The sequence below is a fragment of the Imperialibacter sp. genome (assembly GCF_040222385.1).
Lineage (GTDB): Bacteria > Bacteroidota > Bacteroidia > Cytophagales > Cyclobacteriaceae > Imperialibacter.
The window spans coordinates 324,543-335,282 of the sequence record NZ_JAVKDF010000017.1; the positions used below are offsets into that span (position 1 = coordinate 324,543).

At 46.1% G+C, this 10,740-nt stretch carries 12 protein-coding genes; 7 read left to right on the plus strand and 5 right to left on the minus strand.

What is annotated here, in order from left to right:
• Window positions 1–3 precede the first annotated feature (3 nt).
• On the minus strand, window positions 4–480 hold the full coding sequence (gene ribH, locus RIG68_RS05090; protein ID WP_350119417.1) for a 6,7-dimethyl-8-ribityllumazine synthase: 477 nt from the start codon (window positions 478–480) through the stop codon (window positions 4–6).
• Between the two features lie 70 nt (window positions 481–550).
• Window positions 551–1,270 (minus strand): tetratricopeptide repeat protein, encoded by a 720-nt coding sequence (locus RIG68_RS05095; RefSeq protein WP_317488635.1) that lies wholly within the window; start codon window positions 1,268–1,270, stop codon window positions 551–553.
• Between the two features lie 200 nt (window positions 1,271–1,470).
• Between RIG68_RS05095 and RIG68_RS05100 the strand changes: the two genes are divergently transcribed.
• Window positions 1,471–2,562 (plus strand): family 20 glycosylhydrolase, encoded by a 1,092-nt coding sequence (locus RIG68_RS05100; RefSeq protein WP_350119420.1) that lies wholly within the window; start codon window positions 1,471–1,473, stop codon window positions 2,560–2,562.
• Window positions 2,563–2,573: 11 nt separating this feature from the next.
• A complete protein-coding gene (locus RIG68_RS05105; RefSeq protein WP_350119423.1) occupies window positions 2,574–3,752 on the plus strand; it encodes a heparan-alpha-glucosaminide N-acetyltransferase domain-containing protein in 1,179 nt (392 codons plus the stop codon).
• 74 nt (window positions 3,753–3,826) lie between these two features.
• Here RIG68_RS05105 and pdhA read toward each other — a convergent pair whose 3' ends face one another.
• Window positions 3,827–4,858, minus strand: a complete 1,032-nt coding sequence (gene pdhA / locus RIG68_RS05110) for a pyruvate dehydrogenase (acetyl-transferring) E1 component subunit alpha (RefSeq protein ID WP_152001727.1) — start codon at window positions 4,856–4,858, stop codon at window positions 3,827–3,829.
• A gap of 127 nt (window positions 4,859–4,985) precedes the next feature.
• Between pdhA and recF the strand changes: the two genes are divergently transcribed.
• The 5 genes from recF to RIG68_RS05135 all read left to right on the plus strand — a co-directional run bounded on the left by recF (window position 4,986) and on the right by RIG68_RS05135 (window position 10,009).
• Window positions 4,986–6,107: a DNA replication/repair protein RecF gene (recF, locus tag RIG68_RS05115; RefSeq protein ID WP_350119426.1), complete on the plus strand. Its 1,122-nt coding sequence runs from the start codon at window positions 4,986–4,988 to the stop codon at window positions 6,105–6,107.
• 11 nt (window positions 6,108–6,118) lie between these two features.
• Window positions 6,119–6,427, plus strand: coding sequence for a DciA family protein (locus tag RIG68_RS05120; RefSeq protein WP_152001725.1), 309 nt, complete (start codon window positions 6,119–6,121; stop codon window positions 6,425–6,427).
• Window positions 6,428–6,438: 11 nt separating this feature from the next.
• Window positions 6,439–7,584, plus strand: a complete 1,146-nt coding sequence (locus tag RIG68_RS05125; RefSeq protein WP_350119429.1) for a helix-turn-helix domain-containing protein — start codon at window positions 6,439–6,441, stop codon at window positions 7,582–7,584.
• Between the two features lie 160 nt (window positions 7,585–7,744).
• Complete coding sequence (locus RIG68_RS05130; protein ID WP_350119432.1) at window positions 7,745–9,370, plus strand: nitrilase-related carbon-nitrogen hydrolase; 1,626 nt, start codon at window positions 7,745–7,747, stop codon at window positions 9,368–9,370.
• A gap of 264 nt (window positions 9,371–9,634) precedes the next feature.
• Entirely contained in the window at window positions 9,635–10,009 is a 375-nt protein-coding gene (locus RIG68_RS05135; RefSeq protein WP_350119435.1) for an endonuclease domain-containing protein, read from the plus strand.
• 37 nt (window positions 10,010–10,046) lie between these two features.
• Here the strand turns inward: RIG68_RS05135 and RIG68_RS05140 are convergent, their stop codons facing one another.
• Together RIG68_RS05140 and RIG68_RS05145 are read right to left on the minus strand one after the other, a co-directional pair.
• Window positions 10,047–10,274, minus strand: a complete 228-nt coding sequence (locus tag RIG68_RS05140) for a type II toxin-antitoxin system HicA family toxin (RefSeq protein ID WP_152001721.1) — start codon at window positions 10,272–10,274, stop codon at window positions 10,047–10,049.
• Window positions 10,274–10,501 carry a type II toxin-antitoxin system HicB family antitoxin gene (locus RIG68_RS05145; RefSeq protein ID WP_350119438.1) on the minus strand — a complete coding sequence of 76 codons (228 nt, stop codon included), beginning with the start codon at window positions 10,499–10,501 and terminating at the stop codon, window positions 10,274–10,276. The genes RIG68_RS05140 and RIG68_RS05145 overlap by 1 nt, the downstream gene beginning before the upstream one ends.
• Between the last annotated feature and the right edge of the window lie 239 nt (window positions 10,502–10,740).

Sequence of the window (10,740 nt, forward strand, 5' to 3'; positions counted from 1 at the left end):
GGTTTAAAATCCAAGCATTTTAATAGCCGTAATGGCTGCCTCGTCTCCTTTGTTTCCGTGCTTTCCGCCAGCTCTTTCCAATGCTTGTTTCTTATTATTGGTGGTTAAAACTCCAAAAATCACGGGCTTATTGTACTTCAAGCCCACTTCTGTAATGCCGTTGGCCACGGCCTGGCAAATGAAGTCAAAATGCTTTGTTTCGCCTTGTATCACGCAACCCAGACTAATAACAACATCAATGTCTGCCTGCTGAGCCAGCCACTGAGAAGCAAGGCTCAGCTCAAAACTGCCGGGCACATTCTTCCTGATGATATTGTCTCTATTTACTCCGTGCTTTACCAAAACCCCATAGGCGCCTTCAAAAAGCGCTTCCGTCACTTCTTCATTCCACTCAGAGACCACTATGCCAAATTTCTTTTTGCTTACGTCCCCAACGTTACTGCCGGAGAAACTGCTTAAGTTCTTTTCTGAAGACGCCATTTTTTGGTTTTTAGAAACAAAAAAGGGATAAAGTTATCTTTATCCCTCCTTCTGCCGATGTTTTCATCAACTATTTTGAAGCGAGGGCTTCCAGTCTGGCCTTGTGTTTCTTGGCGTCCTGGTATTCAGCTGCTCCGTAAAACTTATCTACTATGGTTGTGTAACACTTCAGTGCTGCACTTAGATCTCCTTGCCTTTCGTAAGCAATGGCCGCTTTGGTTAAATAAACAGGCGTAAACTGCTTGTTCGGTTTGTAGTCTGATGCTTGCTGATAGTAGTCTGCTGCGTTCTTGTAGTCCAACTGTTCCATATAGGCATCTCCAATGAGTGAATAAGCTCTGGCCTGCACCAAATCGTCAGAAGCTCCAAACGACTTCAGATAACGAATGGCTGATTCGAAATCGCCCATTTTCAAATAGGTGGCTCCGGCATAAAAGTTAGCCAGATTGCCGGCCTTCGTGCTGCCGTACAGGTCAATGATGTCAAGAAAACCATAATTGTTTCCATCACCATTTAAGGCCTGTCCAAGGCTGTCAGCCTCGAAATAGTACACTGCCTGAAAGAGCTCCTTCTGAGCAGCCGTATTTTGGTTCGACTGATAGTAATTATAAAATATGAACCCGGTGACTCCCAAAATAATGACAGCACCAATGGCAAATACCAGCTGCCTGTTCTTTTCAATAAATTCCTCCGTACGGGTGAGTTGTTCGGCTAACGCTTCAGGGCTTTCCAACAAATCATTTCCGTGCTCTTTACCCTTTCTAGCTGACGCCTTTTTAGTCTTCGCCATTTATCCTAATCTTTTGAGGTCGCAAAGATATATTTTTTTCGATAAAATAAAGACTATCAGCCATTAAACAACCACATTATTTTAACCCCACTATTTATCGCAGCTATTACCACTCATCACCTTTCCAGTGAATTGTGTGCGCAAACACTTTAATATTTTTAAATTGTATGGTGACTCATTATCTGCTAAAGAACACCACTATGAAAAAAATCGCTTTTCTTTTTATACTCAGCTTGGGAGGCATCACCCAGGCTCAGCCACTTGATTCCATCATGCCGGTGAGGGGGCTGGCGATAGTGGCACCGAGTTCCAAAGGCCTCGACCGCTTCATTAAATTCATGGAGAATGAACTAACGGCCAACCATGTAAACACCCTGGTGCTGAGGGTTGACTGGAAGTATCAGTACAAGTCTTACCCAAAGCTTGCCGACAAAGATGGCTTGACGAGGGAAGAGGTTAAAAAGCTTGTGGCTGCGGCCAGGCGGAGCAATATTGAGTTGATCCCACAGATCAACCTGCTAGGGCATCAATCGTGGGCCAGCACCACCTATGCCCTGCTGAAAGAGTATCCTCAGTTTGATGAAACTCCTCATGTAACGATGCCGGAAAAGTATGAATGGCCAAACCCTGACGGCCTCTACTGCAAGAGCTATTGTCCATTGCATCCCGATGTGCATAAGGTAGTTTTTGATCTGGTAGACGAAATAATGGAAGTGTTCGAGGCAAAAACTTTCCACGCTGGCATGGACGAAGTGTTTTATATAGGCGACGACAAATGCCCTCGCTGCAAAGGCAAAGACAAGGCAGAGCTATTTGCAGGAGAAGTGACTACCATTAGAAATCACCTGGCGCAAAAAGGGAGAAAGCTGTGGATTTGGGGAGACCGACTACTGGACGGAAGCGATACCGGCTTGGGGATGTGGGAAGCAAGCATGAACAACACGCACAGGGCGGTCGACATGATTCCCAAAGATGTGGTCATTTGCGACTGGCACTATGAAAGGGCCGACCCAACAGCGGCCTATCTGGCTATGAAAGGCCTCTCCGTAATCACTTGCCCATGGAACAGGCCGGAGCCTGCCAAAAAACAAGTAGCACAGACACTAGCGCTAAGAGAAAACAGCAGCAAAGTTTTGAAGCAAAGGTACCTGGGCATGATGCATACAGTGTGGAGCGGTGCTGACGGCTTTATCGACAAATACTATGAGCTAAAGGAAAAAGGCACCTCGGAAGATGGCCAGGCCAATTGTTTTAATGCTATGTTTTCGGCGATCAATAGCCAGGCACAATGACGCTGACGGCCATGAACAATCGCATAGCCTCCATTGATATTTTCAGAGCGCTCACCATGCTGCTCATGATTTTTGTGAATGACCTGTGGTCACTCAGCGATGTGCCCGAATGGATGGGCCACAAAGCAGGTAACGAAGACGGTCTCGGCCTGGCAGATGTGGTGTTTCCTGCATTTCTGTTCATAGTAGGCCTTTCAGTGCCCATGGCCATTAAGGCACGCAGGGCAAAGGGAGAAAACAACACTGAGGTGATTATCCACATTGCTAAAAGAAGCCTGGCCCTGATTGTGATGGGGGTAATGATGGTGAATCTGGAGAGCATCAACAAAGAACTGATTCCTATTCCCAAGCAAGCCTGGCAAATCCTGATGGCTATTGGGTTTATTCTCATTTGGAACAACTATAAAGACAAAAAGGCCTTCGGCAAAGTGCCTGAGTGGGTGATGCAGGTAGCAGGCATCGGCATTCTTATAGCCCTGTGTGCCATATATAAAGGAGGGCCCACAGACAACCCAGTCTGGATGAAAACACATTGGTGGGGCATTCTTGGACTCATTGGCTGGGCCTATCTCTTCTGCTCTGTTATCTACGTTTTCGTAGGTGACAGAATAGTTATCATCTCAGCAATACTTGTGGCTTTCTATCTATTCAATATTCACCAAATGAACGGCCTGCTGGGAGGTGTGCCAAAGGGACTTCTCGTTGTGAGTGCCTCCAACCACGCCAGTGTGCTCAGCGGCGTGTGGGTAAGCCTTATGCTCACTTATTTTGCTCAAAAGAACAAACTGAGCCTCTTTCTCACCGCCTGTTTGGCCTTTGCTGTTATTTCTCTGGCTTTTGGCTTCATTACCCGCCCTGAATGGGGAATTTCTAAAATCAGGGCTACACCTTCCTGGACTGCCATCTGCGCTGGGATAAGCACCCTTTCATTTGTGCTGGTTTATCTGGTAGCCGACGTGTGGAAGAAAACAAGCTGGGCAGGCTTTTTGGCACCGGCGGGAAGAAGTACACTCACCTGCTACCTGGTGCCCTATTGGTTCTACCCGATCTTTATGGTCACGATTGCAGCCTGGCTTCCCGAATTCGCCACAGTTGGGGTTGTGGGACTTGTCAAAACATTGCTGTTCTCTCTGCTGGTTATTTACATCACCAGCTTACTGGAAAAAGTCAATATCCGTTTGAAAGTGTAAAGTTTCATTCATTATATAAAAGAAAGAGCTACCCGCTGGGTAGCTCTTTTTGTTTCTGCGGCCAATTATTAGTACTACTCCATTAAGTAGGGGTAGTCTTGCTGAGCATACACGTCTTTCAACGATTCTGACGGATCAGGCCAGCCTGAGTCCTCAGAGAATTGGACAGCCTCAGCTACCTGATCTTTTATTTTGTCATCGATCTTGTCAAGATCAGCCTCCTTAGCGATTTTCTTATCGAGTATCAATTGACGAACCTGTTCGATTGGGTCTTTTGCTTTGTACTCCTCAAGTTCTTCCTTGGTTCGGTACTTAGCAGGGTCAGACATCGAGTGTCCTTTGTAACGGTAAGTGCGAAGCTCCAAAAGCGTAGGCCCGTCACCTTTTCTGGCTCTTTCGGCTGCCTCAGCAAATGCATGGTGCACATCGACTACCGACATGGCATCAACAGGGAATGAAGGCATGTCGTATGCAGAACCCAGTTTATATAGCTCCGTTACGTTAGAAGTACGCTGAACAGATGTACCCATTGCATAGCCGTTGTTTTCAATAGCGAAGATCACTGGTATCTTATAAGTCATCGCCAGGTTGAGCGCTTCGTGGAAGGCGCCTTGCCTTACAGCACCGTCGCCCATGTACGTTACACACAGCTTGCCAGTTTTTTGGTATTTTTCAGCAAAGCCAATCCCCAAGCCTAGTGGAACCTGCGCACCAACGATCCCGTGTCCCCCGAAGAAGCCTTTCTCTTTGTCAAACATGTGCATGGAGCCTCCTTTGCCTTTCGAAATACCGGTTTCTTTACCGTAAAGCTCGGCCATGATGGTTTTAGGGTCGGATCCAAGGCCAATTGGGTGGGCGTGATCACGGTACGCTGTGATATACTTGTCGCCCGTTTCCAGGGCAGAAATAGCGCCCGCCACACAAGCCTCCTGGCCAATATAAAGGTGACAGAAGCCACGTATTTTTTGTTGACCGTATAACTGTCCCGCCTTCTCTTCAAATTTCCTCATCAGTTGCATGGTTTCATACCAGAACATGTAGGTCTCATTCGAAAAGTTGTCCTTCGCCGTTGCTTTTGCCTTCGCCTTATCTTTTACACTAGCCATTATTGGAAATATTTCTGTGTCTACGAATTGTAATATTACTTTTGGGATGTGTTACCCTGCCCTGGAAATCAGCTGGCAGTTTTAACCCCCGCAAAATAAGTAAATTGCCTTCATTCAACAAAAGTAAATGTATCTGAGTAACCTGCACCTTGAGTCGTTCCGAAATTACCAGTCACTTGCTATTAACTGCTCAAGGGGTATAAATTGTTTTGTGGGGAAAAATGGCTCAGGAAAGACGAATTTGTTGGATGCAATCCACTATTTGTCGATGACAAAAGGGTCGTTGAATAGTGTTGACAGTCAGAATATTAGGAAAGGCGATCCGCTTTTTTTTATAAAAGGCGAATGGAAGGCTTCAAAAAAGGGTGCTGGAAAGGGCGAACAGGTGCAGGTAGCTTTTCAGCCTGGGCAGAAAAAGCTTATCAAAGTGAATCAAAAAGAGTACGAGAAACTGGCTGACCACATAGGTCGCTTTCCCGTGGTGTTGATCGCTCCCAACGACACAGACTTGATACGGGAAGGCAGCGAAGGCCGGCGCAAGTTCTTCGACAGCATCATTTCTCAGCTGAATGCCAGCTACCTGGAAAACCTGATGGTGTATCATCACTACCTTAAGCAGCGAAACAGCCTGCTGAAACAGTACGGTGAAACCAGAAGGCTGGACAAGACGCTGCTGGCAGTGTACGATGAGCATTTGATGAAGTCGGGGCAATTGATTTTCGATAGCCGACGAGACTTCACCGAAAAGTTTGAGGCTTTGTTTGCCCCACGCTACCAGTGGCTGTCGGGCGGAGCTGAGCAAACCAAGGTGGTGTACGTTTCTGAGCTTTCCGATGCCTCGTGGAAGGAAAACTTCAAAAAGGCGATTGACAAGGACATGGCCTTGCAAAGAACAACTTTTGGCATCCACCGGGACGATTTTGAGTTTTTGCTGGAGGAAGAGCCCGTGAAGAAATTTGGCTCGCAGGGACAGCAAAAGTCATTTGTGATTGCCTTGAAACTAGCTCAGTTTGATATCACCAGTCAGGTAAAAAGCTTTGCGCCCATCCTACTACTCGACGATATATTTGACAAGCTTGATGACGATCGCATCAAAAAATTGATGGAACTTGTGGGAGAGGACGATTTCGGTCAGTTGTTTGTGACAGATGCGAGACCAGAACGAACCATGACGCTTTTTAAAGGGCTGAAAAAAGACAAGAAGCTCTTCAAAGTGGAAGAAGGAAAGATAGAGGAGATTGAGTTTTAAGATTGGAAGTTATGTACAAAAAGAAAGACGATAGAAAAAACGAGTCGCTGGAGCTGAAGGATGTAATCAGGGAAATGCTCCAGAATTACCATATTGAGGAGAAATTTGATCATACCAGGCTGCTTGCTTCCTGGGAAAGGCTCATGGGTAAGCCTATTGCCAGCCGCACCTCCAAACTTTTTGTAAAGGACAATGTCTTATTCGTGCGTCTCACCTCAGCGCCGCTCAAAAGCGAGATGAATCTGAACAAGGCCAAAGTGCTCGACATTTTCAAAAAGGAATTTGGCGAAAAGGTGTTGAAGGATATTGTGTTTCAGTAAAAGGCAAAGCGGTGGACATAGTTTTAAATACTCTTCTGCCCATTATCATCCTACAGGTATTGCTGCTTGCCTTTTTTCTCTTTGCCCTTAAAAAAGGCAAAAAGCAAAGCAATCGACTGCTCGCCCTGTTCTTCCTGTTTTTGGGGATCAATTTTTCAGATGGGCTTATCGGCTTAACCGGCTTTTACCAGCAATACCCCGCCATTGCGCACCTCGAAGACGGTTTTGCCTTATTGCTCGGCCCCTTGCTATTGTTCTACACCCGGTCAGTAGCTTATGAAGGATTTCAACTGAAAACTTCCCACCTGGTTCATCTCCTTCCTTTTATAGTTATGACAATTACCTTTCAGGTCTTCTATCATTCCTACAGCCAGGAAGAGCAACTTTTCATACAAAAATCTATCACCGACCGGCAGCTGCCTCCGGGCTTCTATTTTTCAGTGGCTTTAGTTTATGGTCATGTTTTAACCTACTTTTTTCTGGCGCTCAAAGAAATCAGGTTCTATCAACAGCGAATCAAAGACCTTTTTTCGACGACAGAAAAAATCAGCCTTGCCTGGCTACGCTTCCTGATACTGACCATGACAGGCATCCTGTTGTTTTCCCTCGTGAATGTGATGGCTCCTTATGCTGGCCTCGATGCCTGGTTTCAACCCACCTTCGCCATAGTGGTGGGGCTCTTTTTTCTTTTCGTGAATGCTATCGTTTTCAAAGGCTTACAACAACCTGAAATATTCGCTGGGCTCGAACAAAAGGACACTGCCAAATACACAAGCTCGTCTCTGGGTGGCGAAGAAAAGCAAGCACTGAAGAATAAGCTGATTCAGCTGATGGAAAATGAAAAACCATACCTGGATCCCGAAGTAAGTCTTGAGCAGCTATGCGCAAAACTAGATGTGGCCCCCAGGAAACTTTCGCAAGTGCTCAATGAGCTGTTAGGTCAGAACTACTATGACTTTATCAATTCATACCGGATCAATGAGGCGATTACCATCCTGTCCAATTCACCCGACTCAAAGCTTACAGTGCTGGAAGTTCTCTACGAGGTCGGTTTCAATTCCAAGTCGTCGTTCAACACCATCTTCAAAGAAAAGACGGGAACCACTCCTTCTTCATTTAGGAAAGAAGCTCTTCAGAAACTGGCCGCTTCAACCTGAATAAAAAAGCTTCGGATTTATGTCCCGGCAGAAAAACATTTAGTAGCCTGGAAGTGGGAGTAACCTTTTGCAATTTTTTTTTGAAAAAGCGTTCGACTTCCGCCAGTCGGTCGTGGGAGTGAGTACAATATGTCTCCTTTGTTCAAAAAACAGAGACACTATGAAAACTTTCACGAACACAAAAACTACCACACTTTGGCTGTTGGCAACTATCAGCTTCTCACTACTATCAGTTAAATGGATGTTTGCTCCGGCTGCCTGGGTGGCTCCGGCTTTCCTTATTTTGTTAATGAAAGAGTACAAGCCCTGGAAAAGCCTGCTTGTCGGGTTGTCAGCGCTTTATGTTTCGGCTTTGATTGGCAGTTACAAAGTGATGCCTTTTCCCACCATCGTATTCGTGGTGATTGCGCTGATCGGCGCTTTGAAACACGTGGTTCCATTCATTCTTTTCCGCCTGTTGTCGAAAAGAGTTGAGGGCTGGTATGATACTCTGCTGTTTCCGTGCCTCTATGTGGCCTACGACTACCTCAATGGTTTCGATGGCGGTGGCACCTGGGGCTCGATGGGTTATACCCAGGTGAATAATGATGCTTTGATGCAGCTTGTTGCCGTTACTGGCTTATGGGGTGTGACCTTTCTCGTTACCTGGGTTTCGGCACTTTTAGCGGCATGGTACTCCAGTGGCTTTAGCTTTTCCTCAATAAAAACCCCAGCCACCGTATGCTCATCAGTATTTGTAGTTATCCTGATTGGCGGAAGCATAAGAATCAACTCGCTGTGGCAGAAAGAAACAACTACGGTAAGGGTCGCCGGCATCACAGGGCAAAACCTCGAATTGCTTCAGTCAACTTATGAAGCCGTGTTTGGAAGCCGATTGGATGTTGATCTGGCCAAGCTTACGCAAACCTCCCCAGAACTCCAGGAGCTAAACAAAGGTTTGGTGAAGTTTATTGAAAACCCAGGTGACCCAATTTTCGGTGCTTCTCATCGACAAATGGAAGCCTTTCAGGACAGCATGCTCTCTGTCGCTAAAAAGGAAGCAATTGCCGGGGCCAGGATTGTCTCTTTTTCGGAAGGGCTCCTTTTCACCACCAAAGCCACGGAAGGCAAGCTTATTGCCAAAGCCAGGCGTTTGGCAAATGAAAACCAATTCTATTTGCTGCTAACAATGGCCTCTATTATCACGGGCGAAGTCACCATGGGCTCGAAGTACCTGGAGAACAAGGCTTTGCTTATTGGCCCTGATGGGCAAGTGCTCAACACCTTTTTCAAAAATAAGCCTGTGCCGCTGGTAGAGCCCAGTATACAAGGCGACGGCAAGATTCCGGTCATTGAGACACCTTTTGGGCGCATTGCTATTTCCATTTGCTACGATGCCGACTTCCCCTACCTGATGAGGCAGGCAGGGCAGCAAAATGCTGACATAATGCTGCTCCCTTCGGGCGACTGGAAAGAGATTGCCCCGTATCACGCCTGGATGGCCAAAGTCAGAGCTATAGAAAATGGTTTTTCGCTGCTGCGGCCCGTGAGCAATGCCACATCCATTGCCTCGGACTACCATGGAAAGGTGCTGGGCTCTAATGACTTTAGCTCAGTGGGTGAGCATGTGGTGGTGAGTCATCTGGCAACAAAAGGAGTTACAACTATCTATTCGAAGATGGGAGATTGGTTGGCTTGGGGGTGTTTGGTTGCGGTGGTTGGCATTATTATGGGTTCTTTTCTGACCTCCCCCAAAGGGATTGCCAAAATGGACTCTGTGAGAGAAATAGAAAACAATTCACCCTAGGAACCACTCAATATGGGCGCCCGGAGCTCACAAAAACAGGTAGCAGTGCGGTCAGTCCAGTCGAGCTTGGAAAAGCTTGACTTACTTACCAAAGCCAATAATCTGCATTATTTTTAGTATTCAGGCGAGTAATAATAATGTGAAATATGCCTCATCCCTACCCTTCTCCCTGGGGGAGAAGGACTAAGTAATTCTGCAACCTGCTGAGCGAGCCCCCTCTCCTTTGGTAGAGGGCCGGGGTGAGGGAAACACATTGAAATACAGATGCCGAGACGAGACTTCCACAAAAACGCACAAGCCAAACTCTTCGAGCACGCAATAAATATGCGCAAGACCCACACAGCAGCAGAAGACCTGCTATGGCAAAACCTCAGAGGACGAAAGCTGGGAGGACATAAGTTTAGAAAGCAACATCCCGTGGCTGGGTTTATTGCAGATTTTTACTGTCATGAAACGAAACTGGTGATAGAGCTGGATGGCAAGATTCATAACCTTAATGAGCAAAAAGAATATGATTGGGGAAGAACCCACGACCTAAAGGAGCATGGCCTGAGGGTGATTAGATTCACCAATGAAGAAGTTGAGAGGAATATTCTTATGGTGCTCGAGGAAATTAGAAACGCTTTAACGGAAAATTAAATTATGGCTCTAATAAAGCCTCTTCGAAAAAGAGCCTCTACTTCATTTTAAGAAATTCTTCTGGTGCAATATCGCATTGCTTGAGAATTGCTCTCAAAGTTCCCTCTGGCATATCTCCAGGATGATTGGGTATTGTGGTGAATCTACCAGTGCTTTCGTTCCACCAAATTTCATGGCTACCGGCCGCCTGCCTATGAAATGAAAAACCTAGCTTTTTTAGCATTTTTACAATCTCACGGTATTTAAAGCCCGACAACCTACCCATTACATCCCAATCACCAGCGGAAGATCAAACTCATTATCGAACTCAGGAAGCACAATGGGATTAGTTCCTTCCTGCGCTTCGAGCAGTTTCTTGGCCACATCTCTGGCGATCTCAAGCGTTTCCGAAATTGTCCTTCCCTGGGCAACCAGCCCCTGAATAGTATCAGAAGTTGCCAGGTAGACCCCTTCTGGTAATTTTTCTATATGTAAATCTATTTTTCTTTCCATATCATAAATATAGTTAACCCAGCTCTCATTTACGCCAATAGAACGCCTAGGTTGGTAGCCAAAAGTAGAGCAAATCAACGTATTGACCCTCTGTTTGCTCTAATCTTCACCTCAATCAAACATCCGCAGTTGTTGATGAACATTTTGATGAAATCGTGAATGAACTAGTAGGGTATTATCTCCAGCGCTCACCCAGGTGAAGAAGCACTGCATTTGTTCGAACGTTACTTGTGGTTTGG